Source organism: Glutamicibacter arilaitensis (assembly GCF_044793945.1).
GTDB lineage: Bacteria > Actinomycetota > Actinomycetes > Actinomycetales > Micrococcaceae > Glutamicibacter > Glutamicibacter arilaitensis_B.
Genome location: NZ_CP084994.1, coordinates 425,620 through 451,685, shown reverse-complemented (window position 1 = coordinate 451,685; position 26,066 = coordinate 425,620). Strand labels below are relative to the sequence as shown.

At 57.6% G+C, this 26,066-nt stretch carries 26 protein-coding genes; 7 read left to right on the top strand and 19 right to left on the bottom strand.

Features of this window, described 5'->3' with window-relative positions; genetic code table 11:
• Positions 1–27 precede the first annotated feature (27 nt).
• From LG294_RS02160 to LG294_RS02120, 9 genes are all read right to left on the bottom strand, one after another.
• Complete coding sequence (locus LG294_RS02160; protein WP_404289094.1) at positions 28–321, bottom strand: DUF6966 domain-containing protein; 294 nt, start codon at positions 319–321, stop codon at positions 28–30.
• 28 nt (positions 322–349) lie between these two features.
• Positions 350–1,372 carry an LLM class flavin-dependent oxidoreductase gene (locus tag LG294_RS02155; protein ID WP_404289092.1) on the bottom strand — a complete coding sequence of 341 codons (1,023 nt, stop codon included), beginning with the start codon at positions 1,370–1,372 and terminating at the stop codon, positions 350–352.
• Positions 1,373–1,380: 8 nt separating this feature from the next.
• The gene (locus LG294_RS02150; RefSeq protein ID WP_404289090.1) at positions 1,381–2,031 is read right to left on the bottom strand and encodes an alpha/beta hydrolase; all 651 of its coding nucleotides are present in this window, start codon (positions 2,029–2,031) and stop codon (positions 1,381–1,383) included.
• A gap of 138 nt (positions 2,032–2,169) precedes the next feature.
• The gene (locus LG294_RS02145) at positions 2,170–2,952 is read right to left on the bottom strand and encodes an IclR family transcriptional regulator C-terminal domain-containing protein (protein WP_404289088.1); all 783 of its coding nucleotides are present in this window, start codon (positions 2,950–2,952) and stop codon (positions 2,170–2,172) included.
• A 97-nt stretch (positions 2,953–3,049) separates the two neighbouring features.
• Positions 3,050–3,706 (bottom strand): 3-oxoacid CoA-transferase subunit B, encoded by a 657-nt coding sequence (locus tag LG294_RS02140; protein ID WP_404289086.1) that lies wholly within the window; start codon positions 3,704–3,706, stop codon positions 3,050–3,052.
• Positions 3,706–4,377, bottom strand: coding sequence for a 3-oxoacid CoA-transferase subunit A (locus LG294_RS02135; RefSeq protein WP_404289084.1), 672 nt, complete (start codon positions 4,375–4,377; stop codon positions 3,706–3,708). The genes LG294_RS02140 and LG294_RS02135 overlap by 1 nt, the downstream gene beginning before the upstream one ends.
• 41 nt (positions 4,378–4,418) lie before the next feature.
• Positions 4,419–5,630 carry a thiolase family protein gene (locus tag LG294_RS02130; protein WP_404289082.1) on the bottom strand — a complete coding sequence of 404 codons (1,212 nt, stop codon included), beginning with the start codon at positions 5,628–5,630 and terminating at the stop codon, positions 4,419–4,421.
• A gap of 167 nt (positions 5,631–5,797) precedes the next feature.
• A complete protein-coding gene (betT, locus tag LG294_RS02125; RefSeq protein ID WP_404289080.1) occupies positions 5,798–8,083 on the bottom strand; it encodes a choline BCCT transporter BetT in 2,286 nt (761 codons plus the stop codon).
• A 481-nt stretch (positions 8,084–8,564) separates the two neighbouring features.
• The gene (locus tag LG294_RS02120) at positions 8,565–9,038 is read right to left on the bottom strand and encodes a DUF3237 family protein (protein ID WP_404289078.1); all 474 of its coding nucleotides are present in this window, start codon (positions 9,036–9,038) and stop codon (positions 8,565–8,567) included.
• Between the two features lie 537 nt (positions 9,039–9,575).
• Here LG294_RS02120 and LG294_RS02115 point away from each other — a divergent pair.
• Positions 9,576–10,325, top strand: a complete 750-nt coding sequence (locus LG294_RS02115) for an IclR family transcriptional regulator (RefSeq protein ID WP_404289076.1) — start codon at positions 9,576–9,578, stop codon at positions 10,323–10,325.
• Between the two features lie 105 nt (positions 10,326–10,430).
• Here LG294_RS02115 and LG294_RS02110 read toward each other — a convergent pair whose 3' ends face one another.
• From LG294_RS02110 to LG294_RS02065, 10 genes are all read right to left on the bottom strand, one after another.
• Complete coding sequence (locus LG294_RS02110; RefSeq protein ID WP_404289074.1) at positions 10,431–11,300, bottom strand: ABC transporter ATP-binding protein; 870 nt, start codon at positions 11,298–11,300, stop codon at positions 10,431–10,433.
• Positions 11,290–12,063, bottom strand: coding sequence for an ABC transporter permease (locus LG294_RS02105; RefSeq protein WP_404289072.1), 774 nt, complete (start codon positions 12,061–12,063; stop codon positions 11,290–11,292). Before LG294_RS02105 ends, LG294_RS02110 begins: the two co-directional genes overlap by 11 nt.
• Entirely contained in the window at positions 12,060–12,893 is an 834-nt protein-coding gene (locus tag LG294_RS02100; RefSeq protein WP_404289070.1) for an ABC transporter permease, read from the bottom strand. Before LG294_RS02100 ends, LG294_RS02105 begins: the two co-directional genes overlap by 4 nt.
• Positions 12,890–13,867 carry an ABC transporter substrate-binding protein gene (locus tag LG294_RS02095; protein ID WP_404289068.1) on the bottom strand — a complete coding sequence of 326 codons (978 nt, stop codon included), beginning with the start codon at positions 13,865–13,867 and terminating at the stop codon, positions 12,890–12,892. Before LG294_RS02095 ends, LG294_RS02100 begins: the two co-directional genes overlap by 4 nt.
• 80 nt (positions 13,868–13,947) lie before the next feature.
• On the bottom strand, positions 13,948–14,946 hold the full coding sequence (locus LG294_RS02090) for an ABC transporter substrate-binding protein (RefSeq protein ID WP_404289066.1): 999 nt from the start codon (positions 14,944–14,946) through the stop codon (positions 13,948–13,950).
• A gap of 253 nt (positions 14,947–15,199) precedes the next feature.
• A complete protein-coding gene (locus tag LG294_RS02085) occupies positions 15,200–16,717 on the bottom strand; it encodes a long-chain fatty acid--CoA ligase (protein WP_404289064.1) in 1,518 nt (505 codons plus the stop codon).
• Positions 16,718–16,779: 62 nt separating this feature from the next.
• Positions 16,780–17,235: a MaoC family dehydratase gene (locus LG294_RS02080; RefSeq protein WP_404289062.1), complete on the bottom strand. Its 456-nt coding sequence runs from the start codon at positions 17,233–17,235 to the stop codon at positions 16,780–16,782.
• 55 nt (positions 17,236–17,290) lie between these two features.
• On the bottom strand, positions 17,291–18,478 hold the full coding sequence (locus LG294_RS02075; protein WP_404289060.1) for an acyl-CoA dehydrogenase family protein: 1,188 nt from the start codon (positions 18,476–18,478) through the stop codon (positions 17,291–17,293).
• Positions 18,478–19,368 carry an amidohydrolase family protein gene (locus tag LG294_RS02070; protein WP_404289058.1) on the bottom strand — a complete coding sequence of 297 codons (891 nt, stop codon included), beginning with the start codon at positions 19,366–19,368 and terminating at the stop codon, positions 18,478–18,480. Before LG294_RS02070 ends, LG294_RS02075 begins: the two co-directional genes overlap by 1 nt.
• A gap of 18 nt (positions 19,369–19,386) precedes the next feature.
• A complete protein-coding gene (locus LG294_RS02065; protein ID WP_404289056.1) occupies positions 19,387–20,316 on the bottom strand; it encodes an SDR family NAD(P)-dependent oxidoreductase in 930 nt (309 codons plus the stop codon).
• A gap of 135 nt (positions 20,317–20,451) precedes the next feature.
• On the opposite strand from LG294_RS02065, the gene LG294_RS02060 reads away from it, so the two are divergent.
• From LG294_RS02060 to LG294_RS02035, 6 genes are all read left to right on the top strand, one after another.
• On the top strand, positions 20,452–20,925 hold the full coding sequence (locus tag LG294_RS02060; RefSeq protein WP_404289054.1) for a MarR family winged helix-turn-helix transcriptional regulator: 474 nt from the start codon (positions 20,452–20,454) through the stop codon (positions 20,923–20,925).
• Between the two features lie 157 nt (positions 20,926–21,082).
• Positions 21,083–22,279 (top strand): 4-hydroxybenzoate 3-monooxygenase, encoded by a 1,197-nt coding sequence (locus LG294_RS02055; RefSeq protein ID WP_404289052.1) that lies wholly within the window; start codon positions 21,083–21,085, stop codon positions 22,277–22,279.
• A 45-nt stretch (positions 22,280–22,324) separates the two neighbouring features.
• Positions 22,325–23,158: a protocatechuate 3,4-dioxygenase subunit beta gene (pcaH, locus tag LG294_RS02050; protein ID WP_404289050.1), complete on the top strand. Its 834-nt coding sequence runs from the start codon at positions 22,325–22,327 to the stop codon at positions 23,156–23,158.
• Complete coding sequence (gene pcaG / locus LG294_RS02045) at positions 23,159–23,737, top strand: protocatechuate 3,4-dioxygenase subunit alpha (protein ID WP_404289048.1); 579 nt, start codon at positions 23,159–23,161, stop codon at positions 23,735–23,737.
• Positions 23,738–23,865: 128 nt separating this feature from the next.
• Positions 23,866–25,272, top strand: a complete 1,407-nt coding sequence (locus tag LG294_RS02040) for a lyase family protein (RefSeq protein ID WP_404289046.1) — start codon at positions 23,866–23,868, stop codon at positions 25,270–25,272.
• Positions 25,254–26,051: an alpha/beta fold hydrolase gene (locus tag LG294_RS02035; protein ID WP_404289044.1), complete on the top strand. Its 798-nt coding sequence runs from the start codon at positions 25,254–25,256 to the stop codon at positions 26,049–26,051. The genes LG294_RS02040 and LG294_RS02035 overlap by 19 nt, the downstream gene beginning before the upstream one ends.
• Positions 26,052–26,066: the final 15 nt, after the last annotated feature.

The window sequence follows — 26,066 nt, the reverse complement described above, 5'->3', positions numbered from 1 at the left end:
TCTTCCGGCGGGCTCAACGAGCCGCGATTAGTCCCGTAGCAACCACGAGCGGGCTGCGCTTAGCGTACGGTGCAGTCCGTCCACTGCCTCGGCCATGACCGCGGTACCCACGTCTTGGAATGAGCCCATTCCTCCGCGATAGAGTTCCAAAGCTTGCCTGGCCGCCTCGCGCAGTTGCGCACGGGATTCAACATTTTCGAAGAGTCCATCAAGCCAGCGTGCCGTGTGGGCGCGCTGCGGATCTTGATCGTGAGCCGCTGCGCGATGCAGTTTCGCGATTGACTTGCGGATTTCGATCAATGTTCGCTCTAACGTGGCCATGAACCAAGATTACCTTTGCCCACCGGGGTTACGCCTTCAGCGCTGCACGTACCGCTGGCAGAACTTCAGTGGCCAATAGTTCGATTGAGCGCAGGGTTTGCCCTTGGGACAGGCCGCCAAGCCCTACTTGGGCCAGAAAACGGGTGTGCCCCAAAATCTCGTGTTCCCAAAGGATTTTCTCTACGATTTCGGCGGGGCTACCGGCAAAGAGCGCACCTCTCGGTGCGGCCCAGGCTTCAAAGGAATCACGATCCAGATGCCCGGCACGGGGCATGTTCTGCCCAATGTAGGAACTGTAGTGAGGGTAGAAGGTTTCCCTGGCCCCTTGGGAGGTTTCCTCGACGTAGAAGTGCGAGGTCACTCCAATACGGCCAGGCTCTAATCCGGCGTCTTGAGCGGAACGCCGGTACTGTTCGGCCAGCGGGGCGAAGCGTCCAGGAGCTCCGAGTATGGCCAGGTACAACGGCAGACCCAAAGATCCAGCGCGCACAGCGGAGGCAGGGGTGCCGCCTACTGCCGCCCAAATCGGCAGCGAATTCTGGATTGGCCGGGGCCAAACTCCCGCTTCGTGCAGCGATGCACGGGTATTGCCGTTCCAAGTAACCGGATTCTCCTCGCGGATCCGCAGCAGCAGCTCCAGCTTTTCTTCAAAGTATTCGTCATAGCGCTCAAGCGACTGGCCGAACAGCGGGAAGGACTCGATATAGGCCCCGCGCCCGGCGGTGATCTCGGCTCGTCCCCCGCTGATCAGATCCAGCGTGGAAAATTCCTCGAATACCCGTACCGGATCGGCGCTGGAAAGCACCGTTACGGTGCTGGTCAGCCGGATGTTCTTGGTTTGTGCCGCGGCGGCCGCCAAAACGACGGGAGGTGCGGAAACCGCGAAGTCTTCACGGTGGTGCTCTCCCACGCCGAAGACGTCCAGTCCGGCCTGGTCGGCAGTCAATGCCCATTCCAATATGTCACATAAACGGGTTCCGGCGTCCAGTGGCCGCCCCTGAGCGTCCTTGGTAAGTTCGCCGAAGGTGAAGATCCCAATCTCAAACGGCAACGGCTGGCTCATTCGTTGCCGACAGGCAAGGTTGCCAGTTGCGCGGTGACGTGGCCACGCACATCATTCAATTCCTCTAGATTGATGCCGTGAGCCAGGCCCGGGTAGGTGCGTTCGGTGAGGGATGAGTGCTTGGGCAGGAATTCGCTGGTGCGCGCGATCGCCACCGGGGCGATCACCCGGTCTTCGGTGCCCCGGCCCCAGAACACTGCCGGGCGTTGCTCGGCGAGCTTGGCATCCGCCGGTTGCCCGCCGCCGAGCACAAATCCGCCGAGGATGGTGGTGGCAAGCACGCGCTCTGGACGGGTGCGCAGCAGCTGGCTGGCCATCAGGCCGCCCTGGGAGAAACCGATCGGGATGATTTTCGTGTCGCTATCGATGTTTTCGTCGATCCAGTGCCAAATGGCCTCCGTCGCGGCTTCAACGGGTGCCGCGTCGGGAACTCCTGGAGTGGTGATCTGGAACCAGGCGGCGGCGCCTTGGCCCAGCTCTAAGGGAGCGCGCAGCGAAGCCCATGGCAGATTGAGACCCAGCGGTTCGGCGAGCGAGCTCAGATCATTTTCATGGGAACCGTAACCGTGCAGGAACAGGAGCACCGCGCCGGTTTCTGGGGTGCGGTTCCATTCGGGTGAACGGACATCGCTCAAAAGGTGGCTCATGGCGGATCAACTCCTTGTAGGCAATACCGGGGTTGCTCCCGGCAGGTTTCTTCTTCATCATCCACTATACGGCAATTGATTGAAGCTACAAGTAAATTTAAGTTAAACTACTATCTGCACAGCAATCTGCGCTGCCCGCTATTTACTCGCAACAACCGCCTGTCCGACGCGCTCCGCCGCACGGAATAGCTGCGGAAGAATCGGTTGCGCCGCTTCGAAGGCATCGGCCGGGCTATTTGGTCCCACGCTCATCGAGACATTCATGGCCGCTACGACTACACCATTTGCACCGAATACCGGAACCGCCACCGAGCGCAGTCCGATGGAAAGCTCCTGGTCAACCACCGCGAACCCCTGTTCCCGGACTCGTGCTAATTCTGCTCGCAGCAACCCGGGATCGGTGAGAGTCTTCGGGGTCAACAGCTCGGCCCCGGCGTGCAGCACAGACTCCCCTACCACTTCGGGCTGGTAGGCCAAGAGCACTCGGCCCATCGAAGTGTTCACTGCGGGGAAACGGGTGCCTACCGAAATTCCGACCCGCATGATGGAGCGGGTATGCACACGGGCGATATAGACAATTTCGGTTCCGTCCAGCACCGACGCCGAAGCCGACTCATGGACCGTCGCGGAGAGCTCTTCGAGTACCGGCTCGATCAGCTGCGGCAACGTGGCACTGGAAAGGTAGGCGTATCCCAGCTGCAAGACCTTGGAGGTCAGCTCGAAATACTTGCCATCAGAACGGACATAGCCCAGATCTTGCAAGGTCAGCAAAAAACGACGCGCGGTGGCGCGCGAAAGCGAAGTGCGCACCGCAACCTCGGAGAGGGTCATCGACGGATGCTCAGCGTCGAAGCTGCTGATCACCTGAAGGCCCCGCGCCAAGGACTGGACCGACGTACTACTTGCTGCCTGCTCGCTCACCGTGCTCCTTGCGCGCGCCCCACCGTGCGGCGCGCAGGTTATGAAAATTGGGGGTGCCCCGAGAAACTCGGAAGCACCCCCACTAATCTACTGTGTTCTAGGCCTTGGTTAGTTCTACTGGCACCTTGGACTGCAGATCATCGAAGCTGATTCCGTGCGAGGAACGTACGAAGACCTTCCCGTCGCGCAATTCAAAAATTGCCACTTCGGTGTAGATCCGCGAGACGCATCCTAGACCGGTCACCGGGTAGCTCAGTGCTTCGACAAGCTTTGATTCACCGGTCTTGGTGAACAGGCTCATCATCACCCAGGTCTGCTTCGCACCGATGGCTAGATCCATCGCGCCACCGACGGCAGGGATCGCGCCCTCGGCACCGGTGTGCCAGTTGGCCAGATCGCCGGATTCGGAAACTTGGAAGGCTCCAAGTACGCAGACATCCAGGTGTCCGCCGCGCATCATGGAGAAGGAATCTGCGTGATGGAAGAAAGAAGCTCCAGGAAGTTCGGTCACCGGGATCTTGCCCGCATTGATCAGATCTTCATCGATATCATCCCCGGTAGCTACCGGGCCCATACCCAGCATCCCGTTTTCGGTGTGCAGGGTCACGCCCTGCTCACTGGTCAGGAAGTTGGACACGTTGGTCGGCTGGCCGATGCCGAGGTTCACAAAGGCGCCGGACGGAATATCCGCGGCAACCTTCTGAGCCATTTCGTCGCGGCTGAGTTTTTCTTGCGTGCTGGAGTAGTTGCTCATTATTTGTTCCCTCCAAGTGCCACAACGGTATCTACATAGATGCCCGGGGTGATGACGTTTTCCGGATCCAAGTCGCCAGCTTGGACAACCTCGTCCACCTGCACAATGGCCTGCCTGGCGGCGGTGGCCATGATCGGACCGAAGTTACGCGCGGTCTTGCGGTACACCAGGTTGCCCATGGTGTCTGCCTTCAGCGCCTTGATCAGTGCGAAGTCCGCATTGATCGGGGTTTCGAGCACATAGCCCTTGCCGTCGATGACGCGGGTTTCCTTGCCTTCGGCCAGCAGCGTGCCGTAACCGGTCGGAGTGAAGAAACCACCGATGCCAGCACCTGCGGCGCGGATACGCTCGGCCAGGTTGCCCTGCGGAACCAGTTCCAGCTCGATTTCACCGGCGCGGTAAGCCTCATCAAAGTGCCATGAGTCCGACTGGCGCGGGAAGGAGCAGATAATCTTCTTCACCCGGCGTTCCTTGATCAACAACGCGAGACCTGCGTCAGCCTGCCCGGCGTTGTTGTTCACGACGGTCAGGTCCTTGGCGCCGCACTCCATGAGTGCATCGATCAGTTCCATCGGCTGGCCGGCGTTGCCGAAGCCGCCGATCAGGACAGTGGAGCCGTCCTTGATTTCGGCGACGGCGTCCGCCGCCGAGCTGGCTATACGTGGTGCCATAATTCTGCCTTTCTAGAGATTCGTGGACCGAAGCAGTTGGACTACTTGGTAGCGTTTTCGTTCTCGATGACTACTGCCAGGCCCTGGCCGACACCGATGCAGATCGCTGCCACGCCGTAGCGTTCACCAGTTTCCTGCAGGCGGCGTGCAACGGTGCCCAGAATGCGCAGACCCGAGGCGCCCAATGGGTGGCCAATGGAGATGGCGCCGCCCCAGGCGTTGACGATGGTCGGGTCGATATCCCAGGCGCGGATGCAGGCAAGCGACTGTGCCGCGAACGCTTCATTCAGCTCCACTGCGGCGATATCCGACCACTTCAGACCGGCCTTGGCCAAAGCCTTGTTCGCGGCCTCCACCGGAGCGAAGCCGAAGAACTGCGGATCCAGCGCGGACGCGCCATTGGAGACGATGCGGGCCAGCGGCGCCGCGCCGAGCAGCTCACCGCCGCGCTCCGAGCCGATGAAGGCAGCCGAGGCGCCATCGCTCATCGGCGAGGCATTGCCCGCGGTGACGGTGGCGTTTTCTCCGGTGCGGAAGACGGTGCGCAGCTTGGCCAGCGTTTCGGCGGTGGAATCCGCGCGAATGGTCTCATCACGGGTGAACTCGGTCCCGCGCTTGTTCGCCGGCGGCACCGAAACGACCAGATTGTCGTACTTGCCCGCGTCCCAAGCCGCTGCCGCTTGCTGGTGCGAGAGGGCGGAGAATTCATCCTGATCTTCGCGGGTGATGCTGTGCTTTTCGCGCAGCTGCTCGGTGGCTTCACCCAGCGAGACGGTCCATTCGCCCGGCATGGCCGGATTGACCAGGCGCCAGCCCAGGGTGGTGTTCGCCAGTTCGAGATTCGACATCGGGAATGGCCGTTCGGTCTTGGGAAGTACCCAAGGCGCACGGCTCATGGATTCGACACCGCCAAGCAGCACGAGGTCAGCATCGCCGGTGGCGATCTGCCGGGAAGCGGCGATCGAGGCATCCAGGGAGGAACCGCACAGGCGGTTCATGGTGGTGCCTGGCAGGGAGGTTGGCAGTCCTGCAAGCAGGGTGGCCATGCGCGCCACGTTGCGGTTCTCCTCGCCGGCGCCGTTGGCGTTGCCGAAGATCGTCTCGTCGATGGAGTTGGCATCGAGCTTTGGTGCACGGGCCACCAATTCGCGCACTACGTGCGCCGCGAGGTCGTCTGGACGGTGGGAGGAAAGGGCTCCGCCGATCTTGCCGAACGGGGTACGTATTGCGTCGTATAGGTATGCCTGCTGCATGTAACCACTGCTCCATCGCTGCGTTTTGTTCACATGGTGAACTTCTGTTCGTAATATGAACTTTAGCAGTTCAGTGACGTCGACTTCAAGGCTTTCTTGATTAAGAAATCCGCGGAGCACTCCTGCCTAGGCAAGGTATCTCCTCGGATTTCCGGGTACGACAAGGCCTATTCCGCCTTCGGGTTACCGTCGCCCTCGGGTTCGCCATTTTCGACAGGGTCAGCGGGTGCCTCCGTATTAACGCGTGGCACCATGCCGGTCACCGGTCGCGGCGGAGTAAGCACCGAGGCATAGTCATGTTCGGTTGAATACTTCAAGAACGACAGGTGCGCCTCATAACGATCAAGTACGTCGTTTATGACTTGCTCTCGTTCCAGCCCCATCACGTCGTAGCCCTCGGTACCAGTCTGGGTGAACACTTCCAGCCTGAAGTACACATCGATTTCTCGAGACATCGTACGACCACCAAACGTTGGCACCGGAGCTTCAACGGCCGCCACCTGGTAATGGAAATTGCGGTGATCCGGGATGTAAACGACCAGTGCATGCTCATCAATCTGAGTCTGCTCGTTGGGAGTAGTGGTCAGCTCTGCGTGATAACCCAACTTCATGAACTCCTTCGTCACCTCTCCCAGTGCCGGATGGATGACCTTGTCAACGTACCGCGACACCTGCTTATTGGACGGGTAGGAGCGCAGTTGCGCAAGACGCTGGCGCCAGGTCTTGTCCGGCGCCGCACCACCATGTGCCGCGGTGGACTTTCTTCGATTCGTGCGCCCTTCGCGTTCGGCGCGCTCCATGCGCAAGACTTTGGAAAAGGAAGCCATCACGAGGTAAGCAATGATCGTCACCGGTAACGCGAAGATGAGTGTTGCATGCTCCATGGTCGTCACACCGCCAGCAATCAGCATGGCTACGGTCAGTAGCGCGGTAACCAGAGCCCAAAAAATTCGCAACCATTTAGGGCCGTCTTGGGAGGGATCCGGAATCGTTGCTGAGAAGTTGGACATCACCATGGCGCCAGAGTTTGCGCTGGTCAAGTAGAAAAGCAACCCAGAGAGCGTAGCCAATCCAATGAGGAATGGGGCACCAGGGAACATTTCCAGGAGCGTGTACCAACCGTGCTCTGGCGAATCGATGGCTTGCTCGGCGAATTCCGCATCCCCATCCATCACTACCTTCAATGCACTGTTGCCGAAGATTGAAACAATGAAAAAGTCGCACAGTACCGGGGCGGTAATCGCCGCAATCACGAATTCTCGCAAGGTACGCCCTCGTGAGATACGCGCAAGGAACATCCCTACGAATGGTCCCCAAGCCAGCCAAAACGCCCAGAAGAACAAGGTCCAGCTTGCCATCCATTCAGACCCGTCAGATTCATAGGCAAAGGTCTGAAGTGTGCGTTCGGGAAGCGTGAAGATGAACCGGCCAATGTTCTCCACCAGTGCGGTGAGCAAGAAGGAGGTTTTGCCAGTCACCAGAATGTAGAGCATCATGGCCGCGGCAGACCACAGGTTCAACTCGGAGATAATGCGTATCCCCTTATCCACCCCGGAGGTGCAGGCCGCGATGGTCATCACCACGGCCACCGCCACCAAGGCGATTTGCAGGGCCAGACCCTCGGATAATCCGAAGATTGACGCAAACCCCACGTTAAGCAGCACGACGCCGATACCCATGGAGGTTGCAACCCCAAAGACGGTGCCAACCAACGCAAAAATGTCGATCACGTCGCCGGTGGCACCGCGGACTCGTTTACCTAGCAAAGGATAGAGTGCCGCACGGATGGACAGCGGCATGCCCCAGCGGTACGCGAAGTAGCCCATGGCCATGCCCAGCAAGGCATACATGGACCAACCGGCGATGCCGTAGTGGAACATTGTCCAGACCACGGCGTCTTGGGCAGCCGCTGCGGATTCAGGATCCACCGAGGGCGGCGCAATGAATTGAGTGATCGGTCCGGTCACCGAATAGAAAAGCATATCGATGCCAACCCCGGCAGCGAAAAGCATCGCCACCCAGGTGACTAGGTTGTATTGCGGACGAGAATGGTCCGGTCCGAGCCGTACACTTCCCTCTTTCGAGAACGCCACCCACAGCACAAATAGCACAACTAGGGTGACCGTCAAGACATAAAACCATCCAAGGTTAGTCGAGATCCAGGCGACGGTTGCACTCATGGTGGATGCAGCATTTTCCGGCATAAGCATTGCCCATATGGAGAATGCCAAAATGGCTACCGCTGAGATGATGAAAACCCGCCAGTTGACCTTGGTGCCGCGTTGCTCGGTGAGTTCTTGCGGTCCTTTGCTCAGCTCTGAGCTGGTTATCGGGGCGCGGAATTCTTCAGCTGTAGGATTTTTCGGTTTTTTGCTGACACCGAACTGGCTACGCTCCACCGCCGGCTGGAGGCCATCCTTGCCGGGCTTCGAAGCCTCTGGCGAATCCGCCATATCGTCCTCCTCTAGTCGGTGTGCGCCATGCACCAAGTTTTCAACTTATGAGGTAGCCATCAAACCTCGGAAGGCATTCCTTCTTTGGCACGGTACAGCTTGGTATCTCGTTTTTCATCGTATGCCGTCCCCCGGTCCGGAGCCAGCAACTTGAATAAGAATATTGCTCACTTCAAAAAGCGTGCTGACTACTTTTGAAGGATCCTCGCACCGGTAGCAAAGCACCTATGTGCGGCGCACGAATACTGCTGGCAAGGTGAACTTGAACGCTCAAGTTCCAACCGGATACGGCTTTTTGAGATTGAGTGGCGAAGTCGATTTCCGCAGCCTTCCTCCGCTATTGAAGGGCACGCAACGTGCTTAGGAACACTGTGGCGCCAGTAAAATTACATGATTCGCAGACCGTAAAATTTTGGACAGTCCCGATGGGTGAATCTTGTCGAGCGACTCTTCGCCGTACTGGCGGTAGCCAATGTGGCGATCAGCGAACCCGAAACACATCGATCCGCACCCCGTGAGCTAGACGCTGTCCACTGCCAAGAAACGACGTGCGGTTCACCCACGCATAGGGCCCTGGCTCTTCTGCCGATAAGGCCGGCACACAACGGAAATAAACGCGGGCGGGATCCACGGTTTCCCCTGCCATCATCAATTCCAGATCTTTTGGCTCTGCGGTGCGTATTGCACGGTTCTCCACCAAAATTCGATGCCCATCATCGAGTTCAAGCACATAATTCGCTTCGAGAAAAGCAAGATCTGCACTCGGGTAGCGTTGAAAGTCCGCCCCGGCATTGAGCACTCGTCCATTCAGAGCCGGCCCGCGCACTTTGCCACCTCGGATCGGCGCTACCTTCCGGATCCCTTGAGCCGTAGCACCAACATTGATTGTTTCGTCGACGTCGACGTCGACGGTTGCCACGAATTCAAAGGCGGGCGGAGTAGGTGTGCATTCCATGGGTGTGTCCTTTCATTAGCAAGCATTCGCCCATTGTTCGAAGGCAAAATCTCAAACCCCAGCGGTCACCGCACCCGGAGCTCGTCGTTCTGATGGGCTTCTCCCGTGTTTTCTGCCTTTGGCGACCGCATGAAACCAATGCCGATGGCGGCGACAAGCACCACAGTACCCACTCCGAGACAGAATTGTCCGGCACTCCAAGATGCATTGAGCAAAGTACTTGCAGCTAACGGAGCGAGAATTGCCCCAAGGCTCAGAGATCCGAAGCTACCGCCTAAGGCCAGCAAAAGCCCACCAACCACGAAGGCCGAGCGCCACCCGCAGCTGGCCGTTTAGATGCTAACCTCCATGCCTACCTACAAGCACTTCACATATGAAGGCCTGATGTCTCATGACGAAGCGGAAATCGCTTGGGCGCGACGTGGTCTAAAACTTATTGAAAGGCTCAACGGCTAGCATTTACCGCAAGCCCGGCATAGGACCAGGTTTGATTTCCGCCTGATCAACTCCTCCAATGGGCTGGTTTACAGTAGAGCCATGGCCAATTCGCCCAGCGGGGACTCAATGTTGGACCGCCTCGTGCGGATCCTCGATTCCTTTGACTCAAATAACCAGTCACTGAGTGCCATTGCGTTGTCCCGCCGGGCCGATATCCCCAAAGCCACCATGTACCGCTTGCTTGACGAGTTGGTGGGTCATGGATTGTTGGCCCGCGACAAAGATGGGCAGGTGCGACTCGGACTGCGTCTCTGGGAATTAACCAACCGCAGCGCCACCACCCAGGATCTACGCAAAGCGGCCTTGCCCTTTATGGAGGACATCAATCAGCTGATCGGGCAGAATACTCAATTATCGATGTTGCACCAAGACGAAGTGCTCATTATCGAGCGGCTATCGCGTCCCGGTTCAGTAGTCAACCAAGCAAATGTGGCCGGACGCATGCCTGTGCACAGCACCTCGATGGGCATGGCTCTGCTCGCCTTTTCGCGACCCGAAGTAATCCGCGGTTTTCTCGATCGCCACGGTGAGATCATGAACTCTACCCACCCAAATTTTCGCGCCGAAATGGCAGAAATCCGGCGCAATGGCTACGCCTCCTTTGACGGATTCATCGACCCGGAAACTACCGGCGCGGCGGCTCCGATTCTAGACAGTTCCGGCTACCAGGTAGCGGTGCTTTCCGTGGTCGTCCCGCGGCATTCGTCTTCTTTGCAGCCCGCTGCCATGGCGCTGCGCACGGCAGCGCGAGGAATTTCGCGCACGCTAAATCTGACACGTGCCTCCTAAGCCGAAATTTCTTCGACTTTGAATTTCTGTTTAAACGACGGCGGCCTCGCCGTTTACCTTTCCGGGAATCGACGAGGCCGCCTCTAGAAGCCGTAAGCCCGAGAGCTATTTCGGGTTGGTGAGGAACGTGGTCTTCGCTTCCTCAGGACGGTGCCCCTGCTTGGCCTTCTGAATTTCCGCGTACACGTGGTGGCGCAACTCGGTGAAGCGTGGCAACGAACGAGTTTCCAACTGGTCGCGCTCCGCCGGCAGGTCTATAGAAATATCTTCTTGCACCACTGTCGGGGACGAGGAAAGAATGATGACGCGCTCGCCCAAATAAATGGACTCATCAATATCGTGAGTCACGAACAACACCGTCACCCCAAGCTTCTTCCACACGCTGCGGATCAGATCCTCAAGATCCGCGCGGGTCTGCGCATCCACCGCCGCGAATGGCTCATCCATCAGCAGGACTTCAGGCTGGTAGGCCACCGCACGAGCGATCGCCACGCGCTGTTGCATGCCGCCGGAGAGCTGCCACGGATAGGACCTCGGCACATGGCTCAGCCCCACCGCCTCCAGCGCATCCTCAACTAGCTTCTTGCGCTCTGCCTTCGGTACTCCGGCGTTCTTCAACGGAAGCTCAACATTGTCGGCCACACGCAACCATGGGAACAACGAACGGCCATACTCCTGGAAAACCACAGCCATTTTCTTCGGCGGACCGGTCACCTTCTGCCCGTCAAGCAAAACTTCACCGCTGGTAGCGCCAAGCAAACCAGCAATGCACTTGAGCAAGGTGGTTTTACCCGAACCAGAAGGCCCCACCAGACAGACCAGCTCGCCTCGACCCAAATCAAAAGTGAGATCGCGGACCGCTTCGATATCTCCACCGTCGGTGTGATAAACCTTCTTCAGCCCGCGCACCGAAAGCAGCGCTTCACCATCGGGCAACGTACGGCCCCCGGTAGTGCCATTGGAATTAGACAGCATTTTCAACCTCTTTCAGACCGTTGTACCAGCGCAAGACGCGGCGTTCGATCCACTGAAAAATAAACGACATGATGACACCAATCAGACCGAGCACAACGATGCCAGACCACATTTCCGGAACCGCGAAGGACCGCTGGAATTGCACGATGGCGAAACCCAACCCGGAAGAAGATGCAAACATTTCAGAAATCACCATCAGGATCAGACCGATGGATAAGCACTGGCGAATGCCGGCCATGATGGTCGGGGTGGCGCTAGGCAGCACCTGATAGCGAATCCGGGAGAACCCGCTAATCCCATAGGAACGACTGGTTTCGTTCTGCACTGGGTCGATGGCGCGCACACCTTCAATGGTGTTCAGCAGCACCGGCCAGATCGCGCCGGAGATGATAACCGCAACTTTCATCCCATCGTTAATGCCGACCAACAGCATCAACACCGGAATCAATACCGGAGGTGGCAACGCACGGAAGAATTCAAAGACCGGTTCGGTCACCGCGCGAGCCGTGCGGTTCAGCCCAACCAACAGGCCCAAGAGCACTCCGAGAATGATTGCCCCGGCCACACCGATGAGCAAGCGCCGGATACTCGGCAGCACATCGGTGAACATGCGCTCACTGATCCAGGTCTCAACGAAGGTCTTCACCAGATCGGCTGGAGTAGGCACGAAGAAGCTCGCACCGCCGGCGGTAGCCATCACCCACCAGAGAATCAACAGGAGCGGCAACACCAAAATATAAGCAACAGACTTCAGGGTTTTCATGCGATGATCTCCCCACGAACCGAGGCATGCCAAGACAGCACACGCTTTTCCACAACACGCATAGCCAAGTTAATGACCACTCCCAACAAGCCTGTGGCCACAATCAATGCATACATCCCAGCAATCGCTCCGCCAGACTGAGCAAGCTGAATTTCCTTGCCCAACCCCGGGGAACCAATGATCAGCTCAGCGGTAATCGCCAAGATCAGCGCGACCGCAGCGCCGAGCCGAACTCCGGTCATCAGGTACGGAAGCATCGTAGGGAAAATGACGTCGCGGATCCGCTGGAACCGCGAGAAGCCATAGGAGCGAGCGGTTTGCATCGCCACGTTATCCACATCCGCTACCCCGTAAAGCACCTGAATGAAAACCTGCCAGAAACAAGCATAAATAATCAGCATCAGCGAAGACTCGATCTTCGTACCGAAGAGCAGCACCGCCAACGGAATCAAAGCCACCGAAGGAATGGGGCGCAGAAACTCAACGGTGGAGTTAGTTGCCTTTCGCAAGAAACTGGACATGCCGATCACTAGACCTAGCACCAGAGCAAGAACCACCGCGGCTAGCAAGCCAATGAACCAGGCAAGCATGGTTTCTCCCACGGCTACCCAAAACGCGGTGAGCAAGAAGTCTTGCACCAAGGTCAGCAGCACTTCCGAGGCCGGTGGCAGGTAGGCCGCCTGCACGATGCCTAGGGTTGGAAGCAACTCCCAGATCCCTAAGAACACCACGATGCCGATTAGCCCCAGAACGCCATTGGGCAACTTTGTTCTCGCGGGTTTACCCCGAGACTTTTTCGCGTTGGCGCGGGTGGTGGTCATCTCACTCATGGAAGCAGCTTGTCTAGGTCAACTGGTTTGGACAAGGTGCCAAAGCTCTGTGCCGCGTCGCCAAGCTTCTGAACTGCTTCACGGTTGAATTCAGGACGGAAACGAGGCAGCACCATCTCGGCACGAACCTCATCACTGATCTTCGTGTAGGTTCCGACGATCTCGCGGACCTCGTCAGGATTCTCCTGCGCGTATTCCAGAGACTTGTTCATTGCGCGGGTGAATTTCTCGGTGACTTCAGGATTCTTTTCAGCGTATTCGCTGGAGGTGAAGTAACCTGCCACGTCCAGTTCCGGGTCGAACTCTGCGAAGTTCGCAGAAATCATTTTTGCCCCAGCATCCAGTGCAGTGGTTTGGAATGGTTCTAAGATCCACGCAGCATCAACAATGCCATTTTCTAGAGCCGCTGGTGCATCTGGGAAAGGAACCTCAACGAACTCGACGCTTGCTGGGTCTCCCCCATCCTCTTCGACGATAGATTTGATGGTGGTGTCACCGATATTCGACAAGTTGTTAACCGAGACCTTTTTACCTGCGAGGTCCTTCGGTGAGGAAATCTTTGAATCGCTCTTGACCATTACTGAGCCCACGTCAGACTTTGAGTCTCCGGTGGTGGAAATGCCGTTAGCGACGAATTTCATGTCGAGGCCCTTGTCATTGGCGACCATGACGGAGATCAGGTTGGAAAACGCAAAGTCGTAGCTTCCAGATTGGATGCCAGGCACGATGGCAGATCCTCCGGTGGCGGTTTCAATTTCCAGGTCGAGTCCTTCATCGGCGAAGAAACCTTTTTCGTCGCCCAGCCAGATTGGCGAGGTATCAACAATGGGGATCACACCAACAGTAATTTTTTCAAGTGATCCATCGGCATCTGCTTCAGTGGCTGCTCCGCCACCGCTGGGCGAGCCCGAGCTGCAGGCTGCAAGGGTCATAACCGCCAAGGAAGCGACGGCGAGTTTAAACGAGGTTTTCATAACTACTTCTCCCATTTGGTGCAAAGACTATTGCAGGTCTTTGGGCAAGACCTGCAATAGTCCAGCGTCGGTGCGATGAATTATTTGATGATCAGTGAATTGATGTCCGGAGCTTTTTCCAGGAAACCGAACTTCGCGGCGAGGTCGCCCAGCTCAGTCAGCTCCTTGACAGGCGTTTCGGCTTCCCACGTTTCCATGGCCAGTCCCTTGGCTACTTCGGCATCCATATTGATGAATTCGGGAAGCATTGCGCGTGCGGAGTCCGGATCGCTTTGTGAGGCCGGAAGAATTTCTCCCATTGCTGCCTTCCAGCTAGAGATGACTTCGGGATTTTCCTCAGCGAACTTTCCACTGGTGAAGCTCACCATCGTTGGCATGCCGACGATTGCTTCTTGGTTGGGGTAACCGAGCAAGACATTGTCTTCATTGGCCAGGGCACGGGACAAGAATGGTTCAGGGGTCCACATGGCATCTACGTTGCCGCGATCGAGTTGTGCTTCCATATCAGGAAATGGCATTTCGCTGAATTTCAGGTCTTTGGGTTCGGCGCCAGCTTTCTGGGCAGATTCCATGATCGTCAGATCTCCCTGGGTGCGCAGCGCGTTAACCGAGGTGGTCTTACCGGCCAGGTCATCCCAGCTGTCGATTCCTGAATCCTTGCGGACGATCACGCCGTTGGCGTCTTCTCCCTCGGAAACCGATTCCGAGTAGCCGGAGACAATCTTCATGTCCAGGCCCTTGTCTACCGCGGTCATCACCGAAAGGGGGTTGCCTACCGCAATGGCCAGTTCTCCGGTGGAAACTGCCGGCAGCATGGCAGCGCCGGCATTGGATGTATTCAGTTCGATTTCAAGCCCGTGCTTTTCGAAGACGCCAGAATCGATTCCTTGCTGCACCGCTACTGATGGTGCAATGGGCAAGATTCCTACGACGACCTTCGTCAGCGAGCTATCTGCAGAACCATTTGCATTGTCTTTTGGGGCCGATTCCGACCCGGATGGTGAGCCTGCACCGCAGCCGACCAGTGCGAGTGATAGGACTGAAGCTCCTGCGAGCAGTGTGGACCAACGCTTATTCATGTTTCCCCCTTGAAACCATTGCTTCGGCTCCGAGTGGTGAGCCAAACTGGATGTGATGCGAACCACATTACAAGACTATGCCAACTATTGAAAAAGTCAATGGTTGAGATTGTAACTATTTGTTTTGATGGTTTTCGCATCTTGTCGCCCCGGTAGATTCGCCTCAATCAGAAACGCAGAACCCGAATTCCCCCAGCCATCCACGGGTAATTCGAGCCCTGCGTTTGATAGAACTCTGAGCTAAGGACCAGGCTCAGCTATATTTTTTTCGCAATTCTGCCTTGCGGATTTTGCCGCTTGCCGTCCTTGGCAGCTCGGCCAGAAATACCGTAGTTCGAGGTATCTTGTAACGCGCCAAACGCCCGTTCAGATGCTCCACAATGTCATGTTCTCCCAGCTCCCTGCCGGACTTCAGCACCACAACGGCTCGCGGCACTTCACCCCATTTGTCATCAGGAACGCCAATCACTGCAACGGACTCAATTTCAGCCAAACCCATAATTGCCTGTTCGACTTCCGCGGGATAAATATTCTCTCCTCCGGAAATAATCATGTCCTTGAGCCGGTCCGAGATGTAGAGGAATCCTTCGTCATCCACATAACCGATATCTCCGGACCGGAACCATGTTCCCTCATGAAACGCACCCTGAGTGGCTTCGGGGCGTTGCCAATACTCATGGATCACATTGGGGCCGCTGATCAGGATTTCTCCCACCTCGCCCGGTGGCAGTTGCTGGCCTTGTGCATCAGCAATGCGAACATCGGTGAAGAAATGGGGGAGCCCGGCGGAGCCCATCTTGGTTCGCGAATGGCTTGCCTGCAACAAGGTAGTGCCCGGAGCTGTTTCCGTCAGTCCATAACCACCACTGAACCCCAGGCCGCGAGATTCATATGCCTCAAGCACCCGCAAAGGTACGGCAGAACCTCCGCAGGTCAGCATCTGCAGTGAAGACAAATCCGTGCCATTCCAGTTTTCATGTTCGGCCAATAACTGGAACGTCGTAGGAACTCCCGAAAGCTGAGTGATCTGATACCGTTCAACGGCTTCAAGCACCGCGGCCGGCTCGAACCGCTCCTGAAGAACTAGAGTGCCACCTTTGAGCAGTATCGGAAGCGCGCCCATCCCCATGGCCGCGACATGGAATAGCGGTGCAATCAATAACGCTACGGATTTGCTGGTCACGTCATAGTCCACAATGACGTTATATGAATTCCACGTCATATTCTCGTGAGTCAGCACCGCACCTTTAGGTGTTCCCGTGGTGCCCGAGGTGTAGAGAATTATCGCTGGGTCTTCCAGTGCCACCGGCACGTCTTCGTGCTGACCGCCACCACCTAGAAGCGCCCTCTCGTAGCTGGAGTCGGCGCCTGGCACCGCGGCAACTTCCAAGGTTTCAGTGACTGGACTATCGGGCACGGCCAGCTGCGCCTCGGAGGCAAAACTCGTCAGATAGATCAGAAGCTCGCTCCCCGAATCACGCAATGCGAAGTTCAACTCTCGCGGGGCCAACCGTACGTTCAGCGGAACGAACAGCGCGCCAAGCTGCGTGACGGCGAACATGGTTTCCAAAAATGCCGCATGATTCGTACCAAGAAATGCCACGCGGCTGCCGCGGGAAATTCCGCGTTCGCGCAGCGCATCGCTGAGCTTATCGATCCGCTCGGCCAGCTCGGCGTAGCTCAGGGTCACCCCAGCATGAATCAGTGCAGGATGCTGTGCGGATTTCACCCGGCGCCGGTGAATCCAGTTGCCAAAACCCTTATTTAACATCTGTCACTCATCTCCAAGATTCTTATGGTGTGGCGCTGCAGCCGCTACAGTTCGATGGCCATTTAGGCGTAGAAGCGGTACAGGCCACGCGAAACCACTGCTGGCTTGCTCGCGCCCTCAACCTCGATCACCTGGTCTACGGCGATCTGGTAACCGCCCTTGACCTCTTCGACCTCGGCAATCGTGGCCTTCATTCGAATGTTCGATCCCACCGGAACTGGAGAGGGGAAACGCACCTTTTCTAGTCCATAGTTGACGCGGGTTTTGACTCCGGTGACGTCGAAGAGTTCTGACCAGAAAGCAATCTGCAAGCTCAGCGTCAGGTAGCCATGGGCGATCGGGCCACCGAACGGCCCCTCCTTCGCCTTTTCCGGGTCGGTGTGGATCCACTGGTGGTCATCTGTCGCGTCGGCGAAGGTGTTGACCTGCTCTTGAGTGACAACGCGGTACTCGCTGTAACCCAATTCCTTACCAGCGGCGCTAGCAAGTTCTTCATAGCTCAAGATAGTCTGTCCCATGTTTTTTCTCCTTTTAATACGTTGTGGTGCATCAGGTGGTTCTAAAACTTGTTATCTAGCGAAAAGCGCCGATACCGGTAATTGCACGACCGATAATCAGCGAGTTGATCTCATGGGTGCCCTCGTAGGAATAAATGGATTCCGCATCGGCATGATGACGGGCCACATTGTTCTCCAGCAGGATGCCGTTGCCCCCACAGATTTCTCTGGCCAGCGCCACGGTTTCGCGCAGCATTCGGGCGGTAAACATCTTGGCCATGGCCGAGTTCTCGTCCTTGTACGTTCCGGCGTCCTGCTGCTGGGTCAGTCGCACCACCATGGCTAGGCTGGCGGTGACATTCGAAAGCATATGCGCCAGCTTTTCTTGGATGAGTTGGAAGGAAGCCAACGGTTTGCCGAACTGATTGCGTTCGGCGACGTAGCTTCGAGCTGCTTCGTAAGCTCCGGCGGCGACCCCTGTGGCGATCCACGCGACGTCCGAGCGCATATTTCGCAGGCAGGCGGCGACATCGGCAAAGGAATTGATCTTCATCAACCGGGCCGAGGCAGGAACCCAAACATTTTCCAGTTCGATGTCAGCATTTTGCATGATGCGCAGGCTCGTCTTACCTAAAATCTTGTGCAGCCTCACCCCAGGCGCGTCGGTCGGCACCAAGAAGCATTTGACTTGGGCGTCAGCTGTGTCGCGAGCAAAGATCGCCAGCGCGTCGGCCTGCGCTGCTCCCCCAATCCAACGTTTAGCACCGTTGATCAACCAGCCGTCCACACCATCGCGTTGCTCGGCAATCGCTGCGGTGGACAAGCCTCCGGCGATATCGGAGCCATGCTCCGGCTCGGTCAAGGCGAATACACCTTTGTACTGGAAGGAGGTAATCAGCGGATCCAGCTGCGCAACTTGTTCCGCGCTGCCTCCAAGATTCACCGTGGTACGGAACAACCCCGATTGCGCGTTGTAGTAGGTCGCCACCGAAGCATCTACGCGTCCGAACTCGAAGTTTCGGAATCCGTTGTAAAGTCCCGACGGTTCTTGTCCCGCCTCACGCAGTTCGGGCGGGTCCATTAAATTAGCGTTAATCAGCGGTTCAATGATTTGGTCCGGAAATTCACCGCGCTCCCAATAGTCGCTGACTACCGGACGCACGTGCTCGTCGAGCAATGCACCCAGCCGGGCCAATGCGGCACGTTCCGAATCGCTAAGCAGATCTTTGAAACCATAGAGATCACTACCGGTAATGGGTTCCATCAACTCTCCACACCCAAGATTCGCATCGCATTGCCCTTCAGAATCCCCGGACGCACCGATTCTTTAAGTTCCAGCGCTGCAAAAGCAGTCAGCCATTTTTCTGGAGTGATCAGCGGATAGTCGGTGCCGAATAGCAGTTTGCTGGAAAGCACGTTATTTCCCATCTTCACCAAGGAGGCTGGGAAGTATTTTGGGCTCCAGCCCGAAAGGTCGATGTACACGTTTGCCTTATGCGTGGCAATGGAGTTTGCCTCATCCTGCCACGGCACCGAGGGGTGGGCCATGATGATGGTCAATTGCGGAAAGTCTGCCGCAATGTCATCGAGCAGTAGCGGGTTGGAATAGCGCAGTTTGATTCCACGGCCTCCGGGCAGGCCTGCGCCCATACCGTTTTGCCCGGTGTGGAAAATACAGGGCAATCCTAAGTCTTCGAGTGTTTCCCACAGCGGATAGTAGCTAGTATCGCTGGGGTCAAAGCCCTGCAAGGATGGATGGAATTTAAAGCCACGCACCCCTAGCTGTCCCGCTTGATACCGAGCGTCTTCCAACGCTTCCTGACCGCGACGCGGATCTACCGAACCGAAGGGAATCAGCACGTCGTTATTGCGGCTACAGCCAGCCACCAAGTCTTCAATTGAATTCGGTTCATGCCCTAAAGCGGTTCGCGCATCAACGGTGAAGACCACTGCAGCCATCTTCAAATCGCGGTAGAGCTGTGCGATTCGATCTATGGACGGAGTACGTACTGCCGACTTGAAATAGGCGGCGGAAGCTTCGAAAAGGTCCTCGGGCATCGCCTTGTGACCGCATTCATCCACCTCAAGGTGCACGTGCATATCGATGGCATCAATCGACCCGAAATCGATGCCAAGTTCGTAGCGAGCTGTCATTTCACTAATCCTCGGAGCTTACTTTGCTGGTTCCGGACGAAGTTCTTCGGGCAGTTCAGGGAACTTTTCACCGACGGACTGCTGGTGTGCAGCGAAGCGTGCAGAAAATTCTTGGGTCAGGGTTTCATAATCCCAACCACCATCGTGGAATTCTGTAATCGCCGCTTCAGGGTGGCTCCAGATCTGAATCCGGTCTCCACCAACGCCGATTGCCTGGCCATTAACATCGGCAGCTGCATCTGAAGCCAAGAAGGCGATCAGACCTGCGACGTCATCGGCAGTGCCGAATCCTAGTTCCTTGCGGAAGAAGTCAGGCATGGCTTCGCCGCGTTCGTCGGCATCAACGGCGGCCGCGAAGAATGGCACAGTTTTTGTCATTTCGGTTGCGGCTACCGGGATCACCACGTTGGCGGTCACCCCGGCTCGTTTCATTTCAAGGGCCCAGGTGCGCACCATGCCCACAATTCCTGCCTTCGCGGCGGCGTAGTTGGTTTGGCCGAAGTTTCCGCGTTGCCCGGTGGGCGAACCAATGGCGATAATGCGACCGGCGACATTGTTTTCCTTGAAGTAACCGTAAGCTTCGCGGACGCAAGTAAAGGTGCCGCGCAGATGCACGTTGATTACCAGGTCGAAATCTTCGTCGGTCATCTTCAGCAAGGACTTATCTCGCAGTACTCCAGCGTTGGTCACCAAAATATCTAGGCGGCCGAAATTCTCAATAGCGCCCGCAATTAGCGCTGTGGCTGTTTCGCTGGAGCCGACGGCGGCGACTACTCCGGCAGCTTTGCCACCTGCATCGGTAATAGCGGCGACTGCCGCGTCGACGGCATTGGAATCGACATCATTGATAATGACCGAGGCACCGTGGCGTGCTAGCTCCTGCGCGTAGCTCAGTCCGAGACCGCGTCCGCTACCGGTGACGATTGCAACTTTTCCTGCTAACGACATGAGTTTTCCCTTTTTAGTGCGATGTTCCGATTGCTCCGCCGTGGCGATTGATGGGAACCTTAGCTATATACATAAGATCTTTAATCCTTGAAAAAGTCAATGGTTTATTTTTTCAAGAAAAGCGAGGAGAATGGGATGAACGCGAAACACGCGATCAACACGACTAAGGCGGAACAGTTCATGGAAAGCGATCTTGTTCAGGAGCTGGACTTCCTCGTAGCTCGCATGCGCTCACTGGGTTCCGGTCGGGCGAACCAAGCGCTCAAGCCCTTTAATCTCAAGGTTCGCTCCTATTCAGTCCTCTCACTGGCATGTGGCGATGCCACGCCAACCCAGCGTGATCTAGCGGAATTCCTGGCCCTTGACCCAAGCCAGATCGTCCCCTTGGTAGACGGATTGGAATCCGAGGGACTCGTCGCTCGGATTGCCGATCCCAGCGACCGCCGCTCCAAGGTCATCGTGGCCAGCGATGCAGGCAGAAAACTGTATGCAAAGGCTCGCAAGGCAACGCAACAAAGCGAAAACGAAACGCTTAGTGCACTCACTCCGGCCGAACGCCAACAGCTACGTGAGCTGCTTGCGCGCGTAGCCCTGGGCGATAACGCGTAACCCACGGAGAAATATTCTCATTCAATGAGAATCCCTGCCTTGTTTGCCGGATAGCACAGCATTCTTGAGGAAGTTCCACCTCTTCGACCAGGAACAAGAATCCGGCAATACTGCCTAATTCCTGTGCGGCTGGTCCCTCATAGTTAGGCAGGATTCCATGGTTCAGACACCGCGCATCATCAAAACCAAGGTCGGCATCATCGGTGGAGGTCCTGCCGGCCTGATGCTCTCGCACCTGCTGTCCAAGTCCGGAATCGACAACTTGGTAGTCGAAATGCGCGATCACGAGACGATCCGCAACACACATCGCGCCGGGATCCTGGAAGCCCAGGCAGTCAAGATGCTCACCGAGTCCGGCGTTGACGGACGCGTGCTCAGCGTTGGCGATGAGCATGCAGGCATCGATCTGCGATTCAATGGTGAATCGCACCCCTTGGATTTCCGCGATCTCGTTGATGCCACGGTCACCTTGTACGCGCAGAACGAGGTTTTTGTTGACCTTGCCGCCGCCCGCCAGCGCGATGCCGGCGATGTGCGCTACAGCTGCGAAGTCACCGAGATCATGGACATGGACACGTCCACCCCGAAGTTCCGCTTCACCGACGTTGAGGGAACCCACTTCGAAGTCCATGCAGACATCATCGTTGGCGCCGACGGATCACGTTCCTTCGCGCGACGCCAAATGCCAGAACCCATCCGCAAAGATTTCAAGGTCGCCTACCCCTTTGCATGGTTCGGCATCCTGACAAAGGCACCAAAATCCTCACCGGAATTGATCTACGCGAACTCTCCTCACGGTTTCGCGCTGATCTCCCAGCGCAGCGAAACGGTGCAGCGCATGTACTTTCAGTGCGATCCGAACGAAGACGTCAACGCGTGGAGCGATGACCGCATCTGGTCCGAACTGCAGCGCCGTGTGGATGGTCCGGATAACTTCCAACTGCAGACCGGAGAGATCTTCGATAAGACCGTTTTAGGTTTCCGCTCATTCGTGCGCGAACCGCTCTCCCACGGGCGCATGTTCTTGATCGGCGATGCCGGGCACACCGTTCCGCCCACCGGAGCCAAAGGCCTGAATCTCGCCTTCGCAGATGTGAAGGTGCTTTTCGAAGCGCTGGATTCCTATTTCTCCACCGGAAGCGAGAAGTTGCTGGACGGCTATTCGGAGCTAGCCCTCAAGCGGGTCTGGAAGGCGCAGAACTTCTCCTACTGGATGACCTCGATGCTGCACACCCCAGTCAACGCCGATCCATTTATGGCTCGGCGTGCGCTAGGCGAGTTGGATACCGTGACCTCCTCGCGATACGGCATGCAGTATCTGGCCGAGTCCTACACCGGCTGGCCACACTCCTAAAGCAATCAACTGACCTACACCAATTCGTACCGAAAGGAGCACGTAGTGAGCAACGAAACCACCAAAGACGAATCGTTCGATAATTCGCACGTTCTGGATCCCGCCGCCACCACCATCTCGCAGGAATCCATCAGCCAGGAAATCACCGACATCCACGCGGCATACCGCCAGTCGGTGGTTGAAGGGAAGAAAGCCGAGACCCAGCCGCGCATCGACTTCGCGCCTTACCGATCCTCGCTGCTGCGCCACCCCACCAAGAATCTGCACCACGTGGACCCGGAGACCATCGAGCTTTACTCCCCGGCCTTCGGCCAGCGAGATGTGCACGCCCTGGAATCAGATCTGACCATCCAGCACAACGGCGAACCAATCGGCGAGCGCATCGTCGTCGCTGGCCGCGTGCTCGACGGCGACGGCCGCCCGGTGGCCGGGCAGCTGGTGGAAATCTGGCAGGCCAACGCCGCCGGACGCTACATCCACAAGCGCGACCAGCACCCGGCCCCGATCGACCCGAACTTCACCGGTGTGGGACGCGCCATCACCGGACCGAACGGCGAGTACTCCTTCACCACCATCAAGCCGGCCCCGTACCCGTGGAAGAACCACCACAACGCCTGGCGCCCAGCGCATATCCACTTCTCGCTCTTCGGCACCGACTTCACCCAGCGCATGATCACCCAGATGTACTTCCCAGGGGACCCGCTGTTCTCCCTGGATCCCATCTACCAGGCGATCACCGACGCCGACGCCCGCGACCGCTTGGTCGCCACCTACGACCACTCGATCACTTCCCACGAATGGGCCACCGGCTACAACTGGGACATCGTGCTCACCGGATCAAACCGGACCTGGATGGAAGACGAAGAGGGAGATCACTAAATGTCTCAGGCACCAGAACTCAAGCTAGCCCCCACCCCGGGACAGACCATTGGTCCGTTCTACGGCTACGCATTACCCTTCGAGAAAGACAATGAACTGGTCAACCAGGCCAACCCGAATTCGGTGCGCCTGCACGGGGTGATCACCGACGGCAAGGGCGAGGTGATCCCGGATGCGCTATTGGAAATCTGGCAAGCCGACGAGCACGGCAACGTCGTCTCGCGTGACGGTTCCTTGGTTCGCGACGGCTACACCTTCACCGGCTGGGGACGCACTGCGGTAGACAATGTTGGCCACTACACCTTCACTACGCTGAACCCGGGCGCCACCGAAGAGGGCAAAGCACCGTTCATCATGCTCACGGTTTTCGCCCGTGGCCTGCTCAACCGCCTGTTCACCCGCATCTATCTGCCCGAGGACACCGCGGCGCTGGACAACGATCCGCTGCTCTCCTCGCTGACTGGCGAACAGCGTCAGACGCTGATCGCAACCCGCGAAGAAGATGGTTCGTTACGTTTTGATATTCGCCTGCAGGGAGACCGGGAAACCGTGTTCCTCTCCTACCCACGCGAGGGTTAACCCCCGCCGCGCGACCCCGTTGGAGCGCACCTGCGACCGAAGGAAATCGGTGCAGGTGCGCCGACGGGGTTTTGCCCGTTGTCGGGCACTAACATTTGAACCACATGCATAAAGAATTGAGGGACCGTATGGACACCATGGATTACGGCTTGCTCTCCCCCGCTTGGGCCGGAACTCCCGCGGCGGCTACCGCCAGCGACATGGCTTTTGTCCAGGCAATGCTTGACGTGGAAGCCGCCTGGGTCAGGGTGCAAGCAGACGCAGGTCTGTGCACCACGGACGACGCGCATGCAATCGGCAATGTCGCCCAGGTTTCGCGTTATGACTTGAAGCAGCTTGCCGCCAAAACTCCGGACGGCGCCAATGCGCTGATCCCGTTGCTCGGCATGATGCGCGCACGGCTCGCCGAAGACGGCGCCCCGGGGACTGCCGGAACCGCGCTGCACCGGGGAGCCACCAGCCAAGACATCATCGATTCCGCGTTGATGCTGGTGCTCTCGCGTACTTTGCATTCCACCCTCGCCGACCTGCGCAGAACCGTTCGTGGACTGGCCGAACTGGCCGAGGGGCACCGCGGCACCCTATGCATCGCGCGCTCGCTGACGCAGCATGCGCTCCCGACCACTTTCGGTTGGAAGGCAGCCAGCTGGTTGTCAGCAGTGCTGAGCGCGGAGAAGCAGCTCGCCCACGCTGAAAGTCAGCTATCCCTCCAGTGGGGAGGCGCCGTTGGCACCCTCGCCTCGCTGGAGCAGTTCCTCAGTGACCGCCCGGAGTTGAGCACCAGCTCCGGGGCGCTGAGCACCAAGCTGGCCTCATCCCTGGGACTTGTTGATCCGGGAGCGCCATGGCATACCAATCGCGTGCCCATCGTTCAGGTCGGCTCGGCTTTAGCCGCCTGCGTCGCGGCCCTGGGTAGTTTTGGCGCGGATGTGCTCACCGCTTCACGTCCGGAAGTCGGTGAACTGTCCGAGCCTCGCGAAGCAGGCAAGGGAGGCTCCTCGGCCATGCCGCAAAAGCAGAATCCGGTGCACTCGGTCTTGTTGCGCAATGCCGCGCTCAGCGCCCCCGGGCTCATCACCACGCTCTTCACCGCCGCCGGCACCGCCGTGGATGAACGACCCGATGGCGGCTGGCACTCCGAATGGAGCGCGTTGCGTGAGCTGTTGCGTTTGGCTTCCGGCGCGGCTCACCACGCTGCCACGCTGGCCACCGGCCTGACTGTCCACGCACCGGCCATGGAAGAGAACTTGAAGCTCGGTGGTGATGCGATCGTTTCCGAACGCTTTGCCACGGTCCTGGCCCCGCTAGTCACCGGCGGCAAACCAGCTATTCAATCCCTGGTCTTACGTTCGCTGACCGATCAGGTCAGTCTGCGGGAGCTGTTGAGATTAGAGATCTCCTCACATGATCTAACTGACGCAGAACTTTCCGAATTACTGGATCCTGCAGGCTACCTCGGAGCTGCGGATCGTTTCACTACAACCGTTCTCGCCGAATACTCGGCACGAAAGGAATCATGGCAGTCCCACAACTAACCCCATCGGTGCTTCACACCAACAAAGAACTCCCAACCCTTATCGTTGGCCCTTCGCTAGGTACCGCTTCCCTGCAACTATGGGGACCGGCAGTGCCATATCTGAAGGATCACTTCCAGCTTATTGCGTGGGATCTTCCCGGACATGGTGCAAGCAAGCCCTCCACCGAAGAGTTCTCCATGAGCCAGCTGGCCACCGGAGTCATCACCATGATCGATGCGCTGCGCACCGACGGGGTCATCACCGATGGCAGCAAGCTGTTCTACGCCGGAGTTTCCGTTGGAGGCGCGATCGCGTTGCAGCTGGCGGTCGACCACCCAGGTACTTTTAACGGTCTGTCGAGCATCTGCGCCGCGGCAAAGATTGGCACCCCCGAAGGTTGGACGGAGCGAGCAGAATTCGTAGCGAAGGCCGGTACCCCCACCATGGTGACGGGTTCCGCGCAGCGTTGGTTTGCCCCTGGCTTCATCGAGAAGGAGCCGGTCATCTCCACCGACCTGCTGCACAATCTGCAGGACGCGGATCGTTTTGCCTACGCCCATGTATGCGGTGCGCTGGCAGGATTTGATGTACGCGAGCAGCTGGCAACGACGACCGACCCAATTATCGCCATCAACGGTGCCCAGGATCAGGTGTGCCCTCCGGCAGATGCCGAATTCATTGCCGACAATGCACCAAAGGGAACCGCGGCCGTCATTGACTCCGCCGCGCACCTAGCACCGGCCGAAGCACCCGAGGAAACCGCCGCCATTCTGGTCGATTTCTTCACCAGTAACTAGGGAAAGGTCAAAAAC

What these genes read in the sequence shown, in the direction of transcription:
- LG294_RS02160 (WP_404289094.1), bottom strand. Translation starts at nt 321, where the DNA reads ATGGCCACGTTAGAGCGAACATTGATCGAAATCCGCAAGTCAATCGCG.
- LG294_RS02150 (WP_404289090.1), bottom strand. Translation starts at nt 2,031, where the DNA reads ATGAGCCACCTTTTGAGCGATGTCCGTTCACCCGAATGGAACCGCACC.
- LG294_RS02140 (WP_404289086.1), bottom strand. Translation starts at nt 3,706, where the DNA reads ATGAGCAACTACTCCAGCACGCAAGAAAAACTCAGCCGCGACGAAATG.
- LG294_RS02135 (WP_404289084.1), bottom strand. Translation starts at nt 4,377, where the DNA reads ATGGCACCACGTATAGCCAGCTCGGCGGCGGACGCCGTCGCCGAAATC.
- LG294_RS02130 (WP_404289082.1), bottom strand. Translation starts at nt 5,630, where the DNA reads ATGCAGCAGGCATACCTATACGACGCAATACGTACCCCGTTCGGCAAG.
- betT (WP_404289080.1), bottom strand. Translation starts at nt 8,083, where the DNA reads ATGGCGGATTCGCCAGAGGCTTCGAAGCCCGGCAAGGATGGCCTCCAG.
- LG294_RS02120 (WP_404289078.1), bottom strand. Translation starts at nt 9,038, where the DNA reads ATGGAATGCACACCTACTCCGCCCGCCTTTGAATTCGTGGCAACCGTC.
- LG294_RS02115 (WP_404289076.1), top strand. Translation starts at nt 9,576, where the DNA reads ATGGCCAATTCGCCCAGCGGGGACTCAATGTTGGACCGCCTCGTGCGG.
- LG294_RS02110 (WP_404289074.1), bottom strand. Translation starts at nt 11,300, where the DNA reads ATGCTGTCTAATTCCAATGGCACTACCGGGGGCCGTACGTTGCCCGAT.
- LG294_RS02105 (WP_404289072.1), bottom strand. Translation starts at nt 12,063, where the DNA reads ATGAAAACCCTGAAGTCTGTTGCTTATATTTTGGTGTTGCCGCTCCTG.
- LG294_RS02100 (WP_404289070.1), bottom strand. Translation starts at nt 12,893, where the DNA reads ATGAGTGAGATGACCACCACCCGCGCCAACGCGAAAAAGTCTCGGGGT.
- LG294_RS02095 (WP_404289068.1), bottom strand. Translation starts at nt 13,867, where the DNA reads ATGAAAACCTCGTTTAAACTCGCCGTCGCTTCCTTGGCGGTTATGACC.
- LG294_RS02090 (WP_404289066.1), bottom strand. Translation starts at nt 14,946, where the DNA reads ATGAATAAGCGTTGGTCCACACTGCTCGCAGGAGCTTCAGTCCTATCA.
- LG294_RS02085 (WP_404289064.1), bottom strand. Translation starts at nt 16,717, where the DNA reads ATGTTAAATAAGGGTTTTGGCAACTGGATTCACCGGCGCCGGGTGAAA.
- LG294_RS02080 (WP_404289062.1), bottom strand. Translation starts at nt 17,235, where the DNA reads ATGGGACAGACTATCTTGAGCTATGAAGAACTTGCTAGCGCCGCTGGT.
- LG294_RS02075 (WP_404289060.1), bottom strand. Translation starts at nt 18,478, where the DNA reads ATGGAACCCATTACCGGTAGTGATCTCTATGGTTTCAAAGATCTGCTT.
- LG294_RS02070 (WP_404289058.1), bottom strand. Translation starts at nt 19,368, where the DNA reads ATGACAGCTCGCTACGAACTTGGCATCGATTTCGGGTCGATTGATGCC.
- LG294_RS02065 (WP_404289056.1), bottom strand. Translation starts at nt 20,316, where the DNA reads ATGTCGTTAGCAGGAAAAGTTGCAATCGTCACCGGTAGCGGACGCGGT.
- LG294_RS02060 (WP_404289054.1), top strand. Translation starts at nt 20,452, where the DNA reads ATGAACGCGAAACACGCGATCAACACGACTAAGGCGGAACAGTTCATG.
- LG294_RS02055 (WP_404289052.1), top strand. Translation starts at nt 21,083, where the DNA reads ATGGTTCAGACACCGCGCATCATCAAAACCAAGGTCGGCATCATCGGT.
- pcaG (WP_404289048.1), top strand. Translation starts at nt 23,159, where the DNA reads ATGTCTCAGGCACCAGAACTCAAGCTAGCCCCCACCCCGGGACAGACC.
- LG294_RS02040 (WP_404289046.1), top strand. Translation starts at nt 23,866, where the DNA reads ATGGACACCATGGATTACGGCTTGCTCTCCCCCGCTTGGGCCGGAACT.
- LG294_RS02035 (WP_404289044.1), top strand. Translation starts at nt 25,254, where the DNA reads ATGGCAGTCCCACAACTAACCCCATCGGTGCTTCACACCAACAAAGAA.